The following is a 15,321-nucleotide window of genomic DNA, read 5'->3' as shown; positions in this document are numbered from 1 at the left end:
AGTACAGTTTCGTCAGAAACCATTCCAATTATGTCAGCAGCAGCCGTGCAAGTAAACGGCTGCGATTTGAGTTAAGGGCCAGGAAATGTTCGCCAAAAAAATGAAGTCGCCAGAAGTTCTCTCATCCCATCCCAAAGTGCATTTGATGGCACAGCATCTACTGATTTCCCCTCGCTCAGTAGGTGAGGGTAGTCACCGTGCAAAGCAGGAGGGCAGTATTCGTGATAAGCGCGATATCACTGTGGCTGGTCTGCTTAAGTTCTGGTCTGTTGCGAAACATCATGCCCGAAAGGGTGTGATTCCTGATGCTGATCTCTCATACATCGATGCTGTCGTGAACCATCCCGGTTTCGGTCAGGCAATGCAGAAAGTAGGTTGGGTTGAGTATGACAAGCGGAGAAACTGCCTGTTGCTTCCGGAAATGAAAGGGGAGCAACAAAAGATTGAAGGCAAAAAATCTCAGGCTGCATTGAGGCAGCAGCGCTACCGTATGAGGCTTAAGGTCAGGAACTGGATAGTTGAGGGAAGGCGGGCTGCTGCTGAACTTGCTAATAGCTCACGTTTTAAAAATCAGACTGTCGTCATAAAGCATGATGAGGTTTATGACGAGGAGGGAAGGCTGCTGAAGTTAGGGTCAATCACTGTCGATGGCAAAACAACGCACGTTGGTTACTGCTACCCCCAACATAAAACAACTGATAAGCATGGCCGGCCATCCTGGGCATCAGACATATCGATCAGTGTTTCATGCGATAAGCCCGGCGTAACGCAGAGCGTCACCGGCAGCGTCACGCCAGCTGATTCTGGCGTAACGCAAAGCGTCACCGACAGCGTAACGCCTGGTAATTCTGGCATCACTCAGAGCGTCACCAACAGCGTAACGCCCGGTGATTCTGGCGTAACGCAGAGCGTCACGGACAGCGTAACGCCCGGTGATTCTGGCGTAACGCAAAGCGTCACCGACAGCGTAACGCCTGGTAATTCTGGCATCACTCAGAGCGTCACCAACAGCGTAACGCCCGGTGATTCTGGCGTAACGCAGAGCGTCACGGACAGCGTAACGCCCGGTGATTCTGGCGTAACGCAGAGTGTCACCGGCAGCGTCACGCCCGGCAATTCTGTCGTAACGCGAAACGTTCCTGGCGGGCTCACGCGTGTTATACCTTCGCGCGCGCACACCCGTTTTAGTTTTTTAAGATCTAAAACCTTAAAATCAAAATCTAAAACAACACACATCGCGCGCGAGAAAATTTCATGGCCTGTGGATAACTTCGACCCCAACAGCAAAATCGCGTTGACCCCTGATTGGCTGACTGACTTTCCAGCCCCCTGGGTGAGCAAGTCCTCCCCACATAAAACCCTGCCCAGCGGTTGTGCCTTCGACGCCATGCGCAACGTGACCCAGAGCGTGACAATCCTGAGAACCGGAAACTCCGCCACCTGTGTCACTCGCAAGCGTGCCGCATGTGGCTCAACGGGTGGAGGCAATGCACAATCAACTGAGCAGGCTAAATTCAGGCTTGACCCACACTGGACAACCTCAAGCCAGTTTCTCAAACATGCCCGGCATATTGGCATCGACCTTGATTCTGACGCATCGATCTATGAGCTGAGCGAGTTTGTAAATTACTGGATGGAAGAGGGCGCAGAACACACGCAGAAGCAGTGGGAGACGAAGCTGGCACGGTTTATAGGCAAGGGGCGTAAGCGGGCGGCTAAGCGCGCTTCAGGCCGTCAGGACTTTACAATTCCAACCAGCATGGATTACGCCATCCCGCATGGGTTTCATGGGGGATGATCAGACAGCCATGATTAAAACAGATCCCTTAGTGAACATGGGAACCTGGAGAGCTGCTAAGAGCGAATTGCGGAAGTTGACAATTGTGAAAACCGTTAAGGTTGACATCTTTTGTATTTTCGTGAGTTGATTTACAGGTAGAAAGTTAAAGTGAGTGAACAGAAAATGAGAGTTAATGAATTTTATTTGGATGGAGCATGCGTCCTATCTGAAAAAGAATTTCATTCTATTATTTCTTTATCTTTAAACTTTGGACCCTACTATGGCAAAAATCTTGATGCATTATGGGACCGCCTTAGCACTGATATTGAAAGGCCAGTAAAAATAATATGGTTAAATTCCGAGCTATCCAAGGTGGGTTTTGGCAATTATTTCGACAAAATAATCGAGGTTTTTGAAAGGGTAAAACTGCAAGATCTGAATTTCAATTGGGAAGAAAAATTCGATTATGAATTGAAATAGCCCGCGCTAACAGGGCTTTGGTCTGCTCCGCATTAGCCAATACAAGACGGGCTTCACAATGTCTGCTTTTGGCACTGATCGGCCCGAAGCGTTCCTCTGTGGCAGCAAAGACAGGCCGCTCCTGCTTTAGAGTGAATGTTTGCGTCTCCATTCATCAATTACATCACCCAAATTTTTTGGTACATCATTTCTTATCCAGGCCATAAACTCGCGATCAAAGCGGAAGTCTGCACCACACTCATCCACCATGAAACGGCGAACGTTTTGTGTGTTTTTGTAATCTTTATCCACCATTGTCAAACGTGTTAATGAAGAACTATGCCAATCGATTTTCACTTGTTGACTCAAGTTTTAAACAAACGATAGCGGTGTTCAAATTTAACACGCTGACTTTGAAATGCCCGCTTCAAGCACTTAGCTGAAGTTTCGAATTTTGTTATGGCCAGCGCGTCAATATTAGCTTGTTGTAGCAAGCAAGAGGGCGCGCAGCACACCCCGAAGCCATGGGAGAGCCATCTTGGCTGCTTTATCTCGAAGGGGCTTCGGCTTTCGGTTAAGACCCGAACTTCACGTCGGGATATCACTATCGTGTCCAGTGCCGATTATGCGATACCTGAAGGGGTCAGGGGATGATGAACATTAATTCATATAGACTTTTAAACTGAAGAGTGAAGTGCCGGATGTCTCTTGGTACCAGATATGATCCTGACCATACAGCCTGTTCCGTTTATCATTGGATAGCTGTGGCAACGTCAAACTATAAAAAATTTGGGCCTTGCATTTATCTCCTTGAATTTAATTCTGATTTATCAGACTGGCATTTCAACCTGAATTTTTTCACTGTATTACAATGAATAGTATTTACTCATCTGTGAGGCATTCAGGGATGGATAAGCGTTCTGGCGTTCAACGACGCGCTTTTGATACGGCGATAGAATGGCAGGACCGTAATGTTATGGTCAGGCAAGCGCTACACATCAGTATTCCCTGGTTCACGTTTGTGAACGTCAGCTTTGCTTTGATAATTTTTTTTCGCAATGTTCTCATCAGCGGTTTTGACCGTTCAATCAGCAATCAGTCAGAAATACTTCCTCTGATTAATGGCATTGCAGTCAGCATCATTGCTTTATCCTGCTTACTGGCCTTGTTGGTCTACCGTCTTCCCGCCAGATTTACTACTGTAAGCCTTTGTTTGCTGATGATTCTCAGTTTGATGTGGAGCTACTGTAGCTATCATTTTCTCGTCTGGTGGCACTTGCCCTTTGCCTGGCCCCTCAGTGTGATTCTTATGCTCACCGCCCTGGCCGCGCTCTATTATCACCCAACGGCTCTTTTGCTCTTCCTCACCCCGTTATGGTTAACCGCTCTGCTGGCAAGTATGCAACTTAATCAGGGCATTAGCGTGCGATTCTTGCTGGTCTGGCTCATCCTCACCACCATTCTCATATATGGCCGCTATATCCTGCAGCGCTGGTTTGATGAAGCCTGGCGGCGTTATCAGGAGAACAGGATGCTCATCGCGCGGCTTGATGTTATGGCGCACCAGGATGCTCTGACCGGAACAGCAAACCGGCGATCCATGGAAAACTTTCTGAATGGCGCTATAGATCAGGCTTTGCCTTTTGCACTTATCATGCTCGATGTGGACTATTTCAAACGCTTCAACGACCATTACGGCCATCAGGCTGGGGATGATTGTCTTGCAAAAGTCGCCGACGTGTTAAAATCGTCGGTTCGTACGCCCGCAGATTTGGTTGCGCGTTACGGAGGGGAAGAGTTTGTGGTGGTGCTGCCAGCGGCCTCACTCGACGAAGCCGCTCTGATTGCAGAACGTATCCAGGCAAGCCTGCATGAAACAGCGCTGGCGCATCTCGCATCCGAGGTCAGCAAAACGGTAACCGTGAGCATGGGCATCGCGGTTTCCGGCAGTAGTGATAGCGCGGCCGGCATTATTGCCCGCGCTGATGAAGCACTCTACCGGGCAAAACAGCAGGGACGAAATCGGTGGGTAAAGCAAAAACCGGCTTAACCTTCATCGCGGACATCCTTGTTCGCAGGAGGCGAAAACCAGTTTGACTTTGTCACAATCACTGGCTGATCCGGCTGACTGATGAAGTTAGGCGACATGATCTGCACGCCGAATTCATTGAACACATCCTGTATATGTCCGTGAAGAATACTTCTTACCCCGGCCAGCGATTCTCCCGCCTGAAGCCGGACCTGAAGTTCATAAGCCACATACCAGTCCTGCAGCGCCAGCTGGCGGACCACTGGGGTAATGCTGCGGTTAACTCCTTGTGTGCGACTGGCGGCCAGCTCCAGCATCGCTTCAACCTGACGCCAGGGCGTGTCATAACCAATGGTGACGCTGGTCGTCATATTGACGCCGTCGCCTTTCAATGTGGCGCTCAGGTTTACGATTCTGCCGCTGACGACCACCGCGTTGGGAACCGTCACCTCGTAATTCTCGCGGGTCAGAATTTTCGTTGCCAGCATGCCCACCTCGCTGACGACGCCTTCATGCTCGGCAATCCTGATCACTTCGCCTTTTCGCAGCGCGCGGGAATAGGTCAGCACCAGGCCGCTCATGGCATGGTTCATTACGCCTGCCGAGCCCAGTGTCAGCATCAGTCCGAAGAAAACGCTAATCCCTTTGAATGCGAGCGAATTAGCGCCGGGTAAAAATGGATACGCCGCCGATAAGGCGAATAACCAGATGACAACGCTGATGAGTTTCCGGGTGACGCCAACGGTATCCGGATGCAGGCCCGGCAGGTGTAACTGCCCGGTCTCAACGCGTTTTAGCACCAGCCGGAGCAATCGCGTCACCAGCCCCGTAATCAGGAAGATGACGACAACAATCAGCATACCCGGCAGCGCCGAAAAGATTGCCAGCCCGAGATGTTGCAGCAGCCCTACCGCATAACCCCCCAGCTCCATGCCCCAAATCCGCGTCCAGGGAAAGAGCCGCAACACCCAACTGACCCAGATGTAAAATGCCACGAGGAAGGCCACGGTAAGTACAATGGCATACAGCCGTACCTCAATGGGACCAAGAAAAGTGCGCAGTGCACCCGGGAAACTTTTCCGCTGAGCACGTCTTGCGTCATATATCCGCTTCAGCCAGGCATAAGAGCGCAGGGCAAACAGGATAAACGCGATCAGCAGTAGCGCACCCACAAGGCTTTTACCCGCAGAGAGCAATAGATATTGCGATGAGTACTGCTCAGACAATGATTGCCTCAGCGTGTCCAGACGGAACCGGAGGCGCTCTGCGGCCTGTTCCAGCGTCAGATCGTCCCCTTCATCCAGATCGCCCTGCGCCAGTAACATAAAAGGTTTGCCGTTGACGGAAAAAAGCACAGCTGACTGTTGGTAGCGCGTCAATGTGTGCATCATTACCGGTTGAGCAAGGTCATTATCATCAAGCGTACGCAATATCGTCACGATGCGCTGGACGCGCTCCTCTGGCGTGGTCAGGCCAAACTTTGCCTGCAGCATCACCACAGGCTGATTAAGCAGATACAACGTCCGCGCTTTTTCCTGTGCCGAAGGCGCCTGACGCGGCTCCGCGCCCAGTGCGTTTTGGAAAGTGAGGAGCAGCAGGAAACCGCACAGACACATCACCGCTTTAATCATTTTTGCCTCCAGAAGTCGTACATTGCCTGGCGGTAAATCCATCCGTAAGGCAGCCATCAATGCGTATTATTGAAATTGCCAGGTATACGAAATCAGAAAGCGTTTGTCGGGATCGTCCAGATAGGTGTTGTTGTCCATAATGAACGTCAGAAGGTTAACTGAACTGTGTTTATCAAATTTGTAACCTGCTCCGATCCCGCCAAAATAGCCCCGGTAATTTTCACCTTCCTCATTTTTTGACCCATAAGAGCCTGCCGCAAAGCCAATCATTGTAAGTTCAGAACTAAGCGGGCGGAGGGTAAAGGCGCCCAGATAGCCGCTGCTGCCGGAAGTGGTGATGGTGCTGAACCCATATTCGGAGGGAATACCATCAGCGAACTGAGGCGCTTTACAATCTGCTGGATTTCCGGTGCTGCAGCCAGTTATCTCACCGGTGTTGTAGGTATATCCAGCCATGGGGAATATCTGGAAACCGGCTGGCGCGAAGCCAAAATAACTGAGAGGGACAAAGGTTCCGACGGAATAGTTAGTCTGGGTGGCACCATTGGTATATTGGTTTCTACCAAAATTAAAGTTAACGATGCCTACTGGAAACAGCCATGACCCGCCCACACGCCACTCGCTGGCATCACTGTTAACGCGCGCGTTCAGTTTTTTTGCCTGATCCAATGCGACTGAACCCGAGAAAGAGAGATTGCTGTCGTCCATGTCATAGGTATCTGACCATGAAACGCCAACTTTAGTGGTTACCTTTGTTGGATCATCATCAAGTTTGTCGCGATTATCATTAACTTCAGCACTATAAGCCGACTGACTTAAAATCAGCAGCCAGAGAGACCCGCTCCATACAATCCCATTATTTCGTGTCATTGCTACTCTCCGGCCAGCCAGTAAATAGTCAATCCGGGCATTTGACCTGGCTCAGGAAGGTCTGATACCGCTGTGGGTTGTTTTCGCTCAGCGCTTTCACGGCTGACAGCACGGCAGAGTTATCATGGGTGCTGTCCAGAAAGTGAGTGCGTAATTGTTCATCGGATACCGTCGTCGGTATCTGACACTTGTGGCGCAGGTCATCGGTAATTTTCTGCTGCCTCAGTGCAAAGGCCAGATTTTCATAGGCCGAGTTAGCCTGGGCGGCCATAGGTGACATCAACAGCGTCAAAACGATGGGTATAAGGTATTTCATATTTCCTCCCGGCCTGTTTCGGCCATAATTAGTATTCCGGCTAAGCCACTCACTGATTGCCTTGAGTCGCGGCACACTGCGCAGGGTCAAACACCGTTTTCCACTCTTTCTTCATATCGACGATGACCCAACCTTTTTGCGGTGCCAGTTTGAGCCCGCTAATAAGTTTGCCACTGGCGGGCGGATGCGCGTCGTAGGCATATTCACGCGCAGCATCGGTGTGATGAACCAGTAAACCAAAGGATTTGTACGTCGGATTGGCGGAGGTGTATTGGAGCATCGGCACATCGCCGTCGCTGTTACCGAAGGCACCGACCGGACGCCGACCCATGAACAGGTGGATGGCGACCGGTTTCATCGCTTCGTCATCGTAAAACGCGCCGTTCATGGTTTTACGCAATTGCGTACCGTTGTCAGTCAGAGAGAACTCACTCAGCGAAAAGGAGCCGACCACCTGTTCAGGCGGGATGCCGTACATTTTTTCGGCCAGCACGCGCATAAAATCGATGCCGCCGCCGGACACAATCCATGTTTTGAAGCCGTTAGCTCGCAGATAATCGAGAAGCTGGCGCATCGGCTGATAGCCCAGCTGATCATAGCGACAGCCGACACGTGTATGCCGGTGGCTATCGACCCAGTTGCTGACCCGTTGGTTAAATTCCTCCGTCGTCATGCCGCTGTGCGTCAGCGCCATCAGCTGCATCAGCCCCTTTTTGCCAGCCTGCGCCACAGCTTTCATATCGTCGTTAATCACTGCCTGCACCAATGCATCGCTTTTCCATTCCGGATGCTGTGGGGCGAGGCGTTTAATTTCATCAATAACGAATTGCAGCTGAAACGTCAGCGGCGCTTCCGGCCACAATGTGCCGTCATTATCAAACACCACATAACGCTGGCTTACAGGAATGAAGTCTTTGCTATTCGCTGTGGTGGTTTCGTTCACCCACGTCTCAATAGCCTGTTTGGCGTGACCCTCATTCCAGCTACTGAGCGGATCGTCTGCCGCAAAAGCCGAACCAAGATGAGCAGTAATCAGCAATGCCAGCAGGGGTTTTAATTTCATCATCTTTTCCTTTTGGTCGGAATGAGGTCAGGCAGCGGGACGATCCGCCAGTATTCGCGCGCGCGATGAAGTAGCCGTTGCAGGCTATGGCTAAGAGTGCGTCGGAAAAAGAAGCCCAGAAGAAGCAGCGCCAGCACCATCGCCGATCCCGCCAACAACGGCTTCCAGTGCGTCGGGGCGCGAGCTTTCAGCGTCTGTTCACTGCCAGCTGTACGCGCTGCCGCAATGGTGTAATGCGCACCGGGTAATTCGGCCAGTTGCCACTGATGCTGGCGCGTATCCCACCAACGTAAAAGCAAAGGCGGGATCACCAGTTCGCCAGACTGAGAAGGCAGATAACGCAGCCGTTCTTCACGCTGAGCGCCGACAATCTCATCCCGCCCTTGTGTCAGGTTGCTATTGACCGGCGGCAAACGTTGCGCACCGGAACCGGGAATGGCATACAGCAGCTGCGGGATTTGCACAGCAATCACATCGGTGGCGCGCAATGTCACCACACGCTCAATCACGTCACCAACATGTAACTGCTTATCTTCTGTTGCGCGGTAAAGTTGCCATTGCTGCGAGAGTTCAAGAGTGCTGGCGGGTAAAAAACGGTCCGGCTGACGCACATCGGCAGGCCAGTTGACCGACTTCTGCAGGACCGGCAGCGACACCGTTTTTGGCGGCTGATTCGCTGAACGCATCACCACATCTGCGGCAGGAAATCGAAGCGTGCCCTGATCCCACGCCATCACCTGACGCTCCATGCGGATGCCGCTCCAGCTGATACCGTCGCTATTGCGCGTAACCAGTTGGTTGGGCAGCGGCGTGTTAAGCAGGTTGCCGTTTTCAATCACCATTTCCGGCCATTGCGGTGGCGGATTAAACCAGCTGTCCGTCCAGAAGGTCACAGCAATCGTGATCGGCTGTCCCGGCACCAGTTGTTCCGGGGCAATCAACTCACGCGTCATGGTCATTTCGGCGCGCACCGGCAGGCTAAGTAGCAACAGCAGACAAAGCAGAAGTCGCTTCATGGTGCCTCCGCCGGCGCTGAGCGGTAGAGATTCTCCAGTAAACCGCCGGGCGAAAGGGTCAGATTGCTGTACCACTGTTCAGCCGAGGGCGCGGTGGCCGCGATGGGCTTCATATCCAGCTGGTTCACGCCCTGATCGGGTTTGAGATCGTGCTTGATGGCGTCAGGGTCTTCATCCTTTTGTTCATGCTGATCGGCCTGCCGGTCGCGTTCTTTCTGCCGCAACTGCATGATGATATGGGCAATCTTCGCCCGGTTCTCCTGAGCCATTGCCCATTCAGGCCGTAAGCTCAGTGCCTGGTCGTAGCTGTTCAGCGCCTGCTGCCAGGATTTTTGCTGAGCGTAACAGTTGCCGATCCACAACAGACTTTCAGCCGTGGCGGGAACCTGACGAAAAGCCCCCAGCGCCTGGACGTAATCCTGCGCGTAATAGAAGGCGATGCCGCGTCGCAACGGGTCCTGAAAACGCTGGGCGGCGGCATCATAGTTACCGTGATTGAAGGCGAATTGTCCCTGCACATCGGGGCGGACCCAGGCGTCCAGCAGTGCGGCTGAACTGCCGGGAGACCAGATAAATAACGGCAGCATCACGACAACCAGACACAGCAGCTGTTGCCGCCACAGCAGTAACAGCAGCAATAGAGGAATGACCAGCAGATAGCCGCTGTTCTTCCACTGCAAATCCTGTCGGCTGTTCTGCTGCGCCGTCACGCTCTGCTGAATGTTACCGTTGACCGCGCGCAGATCATCATCTTCGGCAGAGACCAGCGTCACCGGAATGCCGCCATCGCGAATTTGCTCGAAGCGCGCGACGTTGAGTCGCGTATCAATGCCCTGCGATGCCTGCGCTTCCGGCAACCTGCCGCCGTTGGCCGTGCCCACCACCCAGATCTGCAGCGGCAGATTTTGCTGCCGCAACCAGTCTGCGTCCGGCTGTGCGACACTATCAGCAACCAGTATCAGCGCACGTGGAGCGTCAGGTGCTGAAGGCAGATTTTTAAGCGCAAGGGCGACCGCCTGCCGCAGCCCTGAACCCTCGCCCTGCGGTACCAGCGTGGGCTGCTGGGCCGTCAGAAAGAGGTTATAAAAATCCGCATCATTGGTCAGTGGCGTGGTGAGCCAGGCATTTGCACTGTAAACCACTAGACCAAAGTGACTGCCGGGCAGTTGCGCCATCAGTGCGGCGATTTTCTGCTGCATACGCTGATGACGGTCAGGCGGCACATCCTGCGCCAGCATGCTGAGATCCTGCTGCAAGATCACCATCACATTGTTTTCTGGCGTGAAGGCGGCAGGCAAGTCGCGTTGCCAGCTCGGACCGGCTAACGCCAGAACACCTAAGGCAAACAGCCACGGCAGTACTTGTCGCGCCCGCACGCGCTGACCTTTGATCAACGCATCCGCAAACGGCTTTTCCATCACACGATGCCAGGCACTGCCTGAGCGCTGGGCCAAAAAATAGAGCAGCGGACAAAGCAGCAAACCCAGTAATCGCCAGGGATAAATGAAGTGGAAATCGCTCATGCGCGTCGCCTCATCATGGCGCTGCTAATGGCAAACAGCAGTAACACAAGTAACGCGAGGGCTAACGGCCAGATAAACAGCGGGCGATGCCAGGATAAACCCAGCGTTTTCACCTGTTCCGGCGTTTGCGCATCAATTTGCTGCCAGACCTGCGCCAGCGCATCGCGGTTGGTGGCGGCGCGCCACGCGTTACCGCCGGTGATATGAGCAATGTTTTCCAGCAGCGCCGTATCGACTTTATCCTCACCGCTGCTGTTGACATCACCAAAGGCGATGGTATGCACCATAACGTGATGCGCGGCGGCGAGCTGTGCGGCGAGCGTGGGTTGCAGTTGAGAAGCGGTGTCGTTGCCATCTGTCAGCAGAATCGCCATTTTCGAGGCATCGGCTTCAAGGCTGTGGTCCAGCAGTTTCACCGCCACGCCCAGCGCATCGCCTATTGCCGTTTGCTGACCAACCATGCCCGGTGCGAGCTGGCTGATGCGCGACTGCAGTGCCTGCTTATCTTCGCTGATCGGCGCGAAAGGCCACGCCTGACTGGCAAAAATAACCAGACCGATACGATCATTTTTGCGCTGGCTGATAAAAGTACGCACCGTTTGCTGAACCGCTTGCAAGCGCGTCTGACCGTTCTCACCGTCGTTTTTTTCCATTGAGCCGGAAACATCGAGAATCAGCACAATATTGCGCATGGGCTTTATCAGCGTTTTTGGCGGCATCAGATATTCCGGCCGGGCAAGTGCAGTAATCATTAATATCCATACCGCCCAGAACAGCAGCCGATGTTGCCAGCTGGCTTGCGGTGCGGGTGCCGAGAGTTGCAGGGCTTCAGCCAGTTCAGGTAAAAAAGGGACCCGAACCTGTTCACTCACCGGCTGCTTTGCAGGAAACAGATAGTGAGTCAGCAACGGTAAAAACAGCAGCACGCCCGCCCACGGCCAGGCAAAATCAATGCGCGAAATAAACTCAGACATGAGGCAGCGTCTCCAGCCACTGGCGTAACTGCAGGGCAATACGCTGATTGATACTGCTTTCCAGCTGATTGTCCGGCTGACAATATCGACGACACATCAGCGTGCGCAATTCTTCGTCCAGCGGTGTCTGCGCCAGAAGCTGTTCCGGCGATTGCCACTGGCTGACCTGCGCGCGCGGGTGTTGCACCAGAAGAACCCGCTTAATCAGTGCAATCCAGCCATCGACCTGCTGTTGCCCGAGCTGTTTTCTCGCTTCGCGGCGCCATCGATTGCGACGAAAGCGGGCGAGCCCTATCAGCACGGCAATCAACATCGCCAGCAACAGCATCACGCCGAGCACCATCCAGCCTGCCGGTAATGGAAACCATGAGGCGGCGGCAGGCAACGCGGGATGAGCCAGTTCCGGCGTGCTAAATCCTTTTTCCAGCATGCGCGTCCTCCTGCTGTAGCTGCGGCAGAATCGCCTCACCGGTAACCACGGTTTTTACCGTGACGCCCAGGCGCTGTAACCGGCGCTGCTGCTGCGACAGACGCTCGGTAACGCTTTGCTGAACCCGATCGCTGAGCTGTGAGGTGAGATTGAGTGTGGTGCTGACGTCATGGTAATAAGCCGCCAGTTGGCCGCGCGGCGGCAGGCGGCGATGAAGATCATCCAGCGTGACGTAGGCGGTAATTTCGCAGCGGCGGCGCAGGTGAGCCAGCACCGCATCACAGCGCGCATCAAGATCGTGAAAATCACTGATAATCCCCAACCAGCTGCCGGAAGGCAGCAGGCGGACGATACGATGCAGCGCGTCTGACAGAGAGACGGTTTGGCGAGGGTGTTGCGCATAATGCGCGGGAAGCTGAGCATTGATGCGCTGAACGTCAGTGAGGATCTGCATCAGGTTGCGTTTCGGTGCGCGACAGGGATGCAGGGCCAGTTCATCATCGCCCAATATCGCGCAGCCTAATCGATCACCATCATGCCAGCTTCTCCATGCCAGCAATCCGGCAATGTTTCCGGCGGCCACCGATTTCATCTGCATGCGGGTTCCGAAGTACATCTCCAGTCGCTGATCCACGAGGAGAAATACCGGGCGTTCCCGTTCCTCATTGTAAAGGCGAATCCACGGTGTACGCAGGCGGGCGGTGGCTTTCCAGTCAATCAACCTGACGTCATCGCCCGGCTGATAGCGACGCATGCTGTCGAAATTCAGCCCACGTCCCTGCTGGCGGGATACGCGTTCACCGGTTAACGCGCCGGGTGGGATTTGGCCCGGCGGATTATCGAGTCGCTGAGCATCACCTGCCAGCGCCATCAAATCGGCCATTTCCAGCGTCAACGGCTGCGGCATCATGCCACCACTGCATTAAGAAGCATGGCGATTGCCTGATCGGCGGTGCAGTTGTCGGCGTTGGCCTGATAGCTCAGCAGCAGGCGATGGCGCAGCACCGCCGGTGCGATGCGTTGAATATCCTCCGGCAATACCGCATCACGACCATCCAGCCACGCGCAGGCGCGACCACAGCGATCAAGGGCCAGCGTGCCGCGCGGGCTGATGCCGAGGCTGATATAACTCGCAAAGGCATCGCTGACCTGATCGGGATGACGCGTCATCTCCACCAGATTGACGATGTACTGTTCTACCGTAGGCGCCACATATACGGAGGCAATTTCACGCCAGCAATCGGCGATGTTTTGTTGGCTGATCAGCAATTCAGTTACTGGGGGCGGCGGCGTTTCATGCTGCGCAGCCTGGTATTTTGCCTGCTGCTCAGCACGCACCAGCTGCATCACCAACTGCTCATTCTCTTTCGACGGATAATCGACAATCACCATCATCAGAAAACGGTCAAGCTGGGCTTCGGGTAACGGCCAGGTGCCTTCCTGATCGACCGGGTTTTGTGTCGCCAGTACCATAAATATTCCCGGTAGTGGCCAGGTTTTACCCGCAACGGTCACGTGACGCTCTTCCATCGCCTCCAGCAGCGCCGACTGCACGCGGGCTGAGGCACGGTTGATCTCATCAGCCAGGATAATGTTGCCGAACACCGGACCGGGTCGAAAACGAAACTGATCCTCTTCGCGTGTGGCATTTTGCTGATAAATTTCGCTGCCGGTAATGTCGGAAGGCAGCAGGTCGGGTGTGAACTGAATGCGACGGAATTCGCCTTCGATGTGACGCGCCAGCTCGCGCACCGCACGGGTTTTCGCCAGACCCGGTAAGCCTTCCAGCAGCACATGTCCGTCACACAACAAGGCGACGATCAGCATCCGCACCAGCTCCTGCTGACCAATCACCTGCTGATTCATACTGGCTTCCAGCGCCAGCAGCTTTTCACGATTATCCATTAGGCAGGTTCCACCGTCTGACGCTCCAGCAGCGTGGCGATGCCTACCAGCATCGGCTGCGCATAATTAAAGAACGCTTTAATGCCGGGGCAGAGATAATTCATGCCCAGCTCGCCTTCTTCGCTCCTGACGATGCGGTTTTTCGGGCATTCGCCATAACAGAGTTTCAGGTAAGGACAGCGTTTGCAGGCAGCGGGCAGCGTATCGCGCTTACCTAAACCAAAGGCTTTTTGCCGCTCGGAAAAGGCCATGTGCGCCAGTTTGGTGCTCTGCACATTGCCTAGCTTGTATTCGGGATAGACGTAGTGATCGCAGGAGAAAATGTCGCCGTTTTTCTCAATTGCCAGGCCTTTGCCGCAGAACTCGGAGGTGATGCATATCTGCGCAGGCATTCCCATGGTCTGCGCCACCGCCGTTTCAAACAGGTTGACCTGCACGCGGCCTAAATCGTTGTTCACCCACTCTTCGAACACCGCAATCAAGAAGCGTCCCCAGTCATCCGGATCGACAGACCAGTTGGTGACGATGGAGTCGAGGTCGCCGGGGCGCGCGCGGCGTGAACCGGTTACCGGGATGGTGTCGTCGTGCCAGAACTGCGGTGCCGTTTGCTTGAAATCAACCGGCTCAACGCAGGGGTTGAACTGGATATAGGTGGCACCCAGTTCGCGCGTCAGAAAACGATAAACCTCAAGCGGGAAGCGCGCGTTGGTGCGGTTGACGGTAACCAGAGCGTTGAAGGGAACATGATGACGCTTCAACGCGGCAACGCCCGCCATGACTTTTTCAAATGTGGGTTTACCGCTGCGCGTCACGCGGTAGCGATCGTGCAATTCCGCCGGGCCATCAATCGAAATGCCGACCAGGAAATTGTGCTGACGCAGAAAGCGCGCCCAGTGATCATTAATCAGAATACCGTTGGTCTGCAGATCGTTTTCAATTCGCTGACCCGGTTTCTGATATTTCTTTTGCAGTACCACGATTTTTTCAAAGTACTCCAGCCCCATCAGCGTCGGTTCGCCGCCTTGCCAGGAGAAAACCACCTGCTCGCCATCCTGGCTGTCTATATATTGTCGGATGAAGGTCTCCAGCACCTCATCGCTCATACCGCTGTGTCTGTCCTGTTCCAGAAGCTGTTCTTTATGCAGGTAAAAGCAGTAGTTGCAGTCGATATTGCAACGCGACCCGGTCGGCTTTGCCATGACGTGAAATCGGCGGGTGTAAGCCGGCCCCTTGCCGCTGAATTTTTCCGCCGTAGGCAGCGGTTTAACCGGCAACGTTGTGCTGTATTTCATGAACGCCTCCTGAGTACCGGGTGAAGTAGTTCA

The 15,321-nt window shown here is 53.9% G+C and carries 15 protein-coding genes; 3 read left to right on the top strand and 12 right to left on the bottom strand.

Translation table 11 applies throughout. The features are described 5' to 3' along the window. Positions 1 to 85 precede the first annotated feature (85 nt). Both AC6I8A_RS22295 and AC6I8A_RS22290 read left to right on the top strand, forming a co-directional pair. A complete protein-coding gene (locus AC6I8A_RS22295) occupies positions 86 to 1,798 on the top strand; it encodes a DnaT-like ssDNA-binding domain-containing protein (protein ID WP_497819221.1) in 1,713 nt (570 codons plus the stop codon). Between the two features lie 150 nt (positions 1,799 to 1,948). After that, positions 1,949 to 2,260 carry a barstar family protein gene (locus tag AC6I8A_RS22290; protein ID WP_497819220.1) on the top strand — a complete coding sequence of 104 codons (312 nt, stop codon included), beginning with the start codon at positions 1,949 to 1,951 and terminating at the stop codon, positions 2,258 to 2,260. A gap of 126 nt (positions 2,261 to 2,386) precedes the next feature. Here AC6I8A_RS22290 and AC6I8A_RS22285 read toward each other — a convergent pair whose 3' ends face one another. Next, complete coding sequence (locus AC6I8A_RS22285) at positions 2,387 to 2,596, bottom strand: DUF6434 domain-containing protein (RefSeq protein ID WP_497819219.1); 210 nt, start codon at positions 2,594 to 2,596, stop codon at positions 2,387 to 2,389. A gap of 619 nt (positions 2,597 to 3,215) precedes the next feature. On the opposite strand from AC6I8A_RS22285, the gene AC6I8A_RS22280 reads away from it, so the two are divergent. After that, positions 3,216 to 4,289, top strand: a complete 1,074-nt coding sequence (locus tag AC6I8A_RS22280) for a GGDEF domain-containing protein (RefSeq protein WP_497819346.1) — start codon at positions 3,216 to 3,218, stop codon at positions 4,287 to 4,289. Here the strand turns inward: AC6I8A_RS22280 and AC6I8A_RS22275 are convergent. The 11 genes from AC6I8A_RS22275 to AC6I8A_RS22225 all read right to left on the bottom strand — a co-directional run bounded on the left by AC6I8A_RS22275 (position 4,286) and on the right by AC6I8A_RS22225 (position 15,288). Next, entirely contained in the window at positions 4,286 to 5,899 is a 1,614-nt protein-coding gene (locus tag AC6I8A_RS22275) for a mechanosensitive ion channel family protein (protein WP_497819218.1), read from the bottom strand. The two genes, AC6I8A_RS22280 and AC6I8A_RS22275, sit on opposite strands and share 4 nt — an antisense overlap. A gap of 66 nt (positions 5,900 to 5,965) precedes the next feature. Further along, positions 5,966 to 6,769, bottom strand: coding sequence for a hypothetical protein (locus AC6I8A_RS22270; protein WP_497819217.1), 804 nt, complete (start codon positions 6,767 to 6,769; stop codon positions 5,966 to 5,968). 28 nt (positions 6,770 to 6,797) lie between these two features. Then, positions 6,798 to 7,085 (bottom strand): YicS family protein, encoded by a 288-nt coding sequence (locus AC6I8A_RS22265; RefSeq protein WP_497819216.1) that lies wholly within the window; start codon positions 7,083 to 7,085, stop codon positions 6,798 to 6,800. A 49-nt stretch (positions 7,086 to 7,134) separates the two neighbouring features. Further along, positions 7,135 to 8,148 (bottom strand): HAD family hydrolase, encoded by a 1,014-nt coding sequence (locus AC6I8A_RS22260; protein WP_497819215.1) that lies wholly within the window; start codon positions 8,146 to 8,148, stop codon positions 7,135 to 7,137. After that, on the bottom strand, positions 8,148 to 9,164 hold the full coding sequence (locus AC6I8A_RS22255; protein ID WP_497819214.1) for an oxygen tolerance domain protein: 1,017 nt from the start codon (positions 9,162 to 9,164) through the stop codon (positions 8,148 to 8,150). Before AC6I8A_RS22255 ends, AC6I8A_RS22260 begins: the two co-directional genes overlap by 1 nt. After that, the gene (locus tag AC6I8A_RS22250; protein WP_497819213.1) at positions 9,161 to 10,687 is read right to left on the bottom strand and encodes a vWA domain-containing protein; all 1,527 of its coding nucleotides are present in this window, start codon (positions 10,685 to 10,687) and stop codon (positions 9,161 to 9,163) included. The genes AC6I8A_RS22255 and AC6I8A_RS22250 overlap by 4 nt, the downstream gene beginning before the upstream one ends. After that, positions 10,684 to 11,661 carry a VWA domain-containing protein gene (locus AC6I8A_RS22245; RefSeq protein WP_497819212.1) on the bottom strand — a complete coding sequence of 326 codons (978 nt, stop codon included), beginning with the start codon at positions 11,659 to 11,661 and terminating at the stop codon, positions 10,684 to 10,686. The genes AC6I8A_RS22250 and AC6I8A_RS22245 overlap by 4 nt, the downstream gene beginning before the upstream one ends. Then, positions 11,654 to 12,091 (bottom strand): DUF4381 family protein, encoded by a 438-nt coding sequence (locus AC6I8A_RS22240; protein ID WP_497819211.1) that lies wholly within the window; start codon positions 12,089 to 12,091, stop codon positions 11,654 to 11,656. The genes AC6I8A_RS22245 and AC6I8A_RS22240 overlap by 8 nt, the downstream gene beginning before the upstream one ends. Continuing rightward, positions 12,072 to 12,998: a DUF58 domain-containing protein gene (locus AC6I8A_RS22235; protein ID WP_497819345.1), complete on the bottom strand. Its 927-nt coding sequence runs from the start codon at positions 12,996 to 12,998 to the stop codon at positions 12,072 to 12,074. The genes AC6I8A_RS22240 and AC6I8A_RS22235 overlap by 20 nt, the downstream gene beginning before the upstream one ends. Further along, complete coding sequence (locus tag AC6I8A_RS22230) at positions 12,998 to 13,996, bottom strand: AAA family ATPase (RefSeq protein WP_497819210.1); 999 nt, start codon at positions 13,994 to 13,996, stop codon at positions 12,998 to 13,000. Before AC6I8A_RS22230 ends, AC6I8A_RS22235 begins: the two co-directional genes overlap by 1 nt. After that, entirely contained in the window at positions 13,996 to 15,288 is a 1,293-nt protein-coding gene (locus AC6I8A_RS22225; RefSeq protein WP_497819209.1) for an anaerobic sulfatase maturase, read from the bottom strand. The genes AC6I8A_RS22230 and AC6I8A_RS22225 overlap by 1 nt, the downstream gene beginning before the upstream one ends. Positions 15,289 to 15,321: the final 33 nt, after the last annotated feature.

Source organism: Pantoea sp. X-Soil-ISGK-275, from assembly GCF_059730795.1.
The sequence above is the reverse complement of the archived record's forward strand: the minus strand, read 5'-3'. Positions and strand labels throughout refer to the sequence as shown.

What these genes read in the sequence shown, in the direction of transcription:
- AC6I8A_RS22240 (WP_497819211.1), bottom strand. Translation starts at nt 12,091, where the DNA reads ATGCTGGAAAAAGGATTTAGCACGCCGGAACTGGCTCATCCCGCGTTG.
- AC6I8A_RS22230 (WP_497819210.1), bottom strand. Translation starts at nt 13,996, where the DNA reads ATGGATAATCGTGAAAAGCTGCTGGCGCTGGAAGCCAGTATGAATCAG.
- AC6I8A_RS22250 (WP_497819213.1), bottom strand. Translation starts at nt 10,687, where the DNA reads ATGAGCGATTTCCACTTCATTTATCCCTGGCGATTACTGGGTTTGCTG.
- AC6I8A_RS22265 (WP_497819216.1), bottom strand. Translation starts at nt 7,085, where the DNA reads ATGAAATACCTTATACCCATCGTTTTGACGCTGTTGATGTCACCTATG.
- AC6I8A_RS22270 (WP_497819217.1), bottom strand. Translation starts at nt 6,769, where the DNA reads ATGACACGAAATAATGGGATTGTATGGAGCGGGTCTCTCTGGCTGCTG.
- AC6I8A_RS22255 (WP_497819214.1), bottom strand. Translation starts at nt 9,164, where the DNA reads ATGAAGCGACTTCTGCTTTGTCTGCTGTTGCTACTTAGCCTGCCGGTG.
- AC6I8A_RS22280 (WP_497819346.1), top strand. Translation starts at nt 3,216, where the DNA reads ATGGTCAGGCAAGCGCTACACATCAGTATTCCCTGGTTCACGTTTGTG.
- AC6I8A_RS22235 (WP_497819345.1), bottom strand. Translation starts at nt 12,998, where the DNA reads ATGCCGCAGCCGTTGACGCTGGAAATGGCCGATTTGATGGCGCTGGCA.
- AC6I8A_RS22245 (WP_497819212.1), bottom strand. Translation starts at nt 11,661, where the DNA reads ATGTCTGAGTTTATTTCGCGCATTGATTTTGCCTGGCCGTGGGCGGGC.
- AC6I8A_RS22260 (WP_497819215.1), bottom strand. Translation starts at nt 8,148, where the DNA reads ATGAAATTAAAACCCCTGCTGGCATTGCTGATTACTGCTCATCTTGGT.
- AC6I8A_RS22295 (WP_497819221.1), top strand. Translation starts at nt 86, where the DNA reads ATGTTCGCCAAAAAAATGAAGTCGCCAGAAGTTCTCTCATCCCATCCC.
- AC6I8A_RS22225 (WP_497819209.1), bottom strand. Translation starts at nt 15,288, where the DNA reads ATGAAATACAGCACAACGTTGCCGGTTAAACCGCTGCCTACGGCGGAA.
- AC6I8A_RS22275 (WP_497819218.1), bottom strand. Translation starts at nt 5,899, where the DNA reads ATGATTAAAGCGGTGATGTGTCTGTGCGGTTTCCTGCTGCTCCTCACT.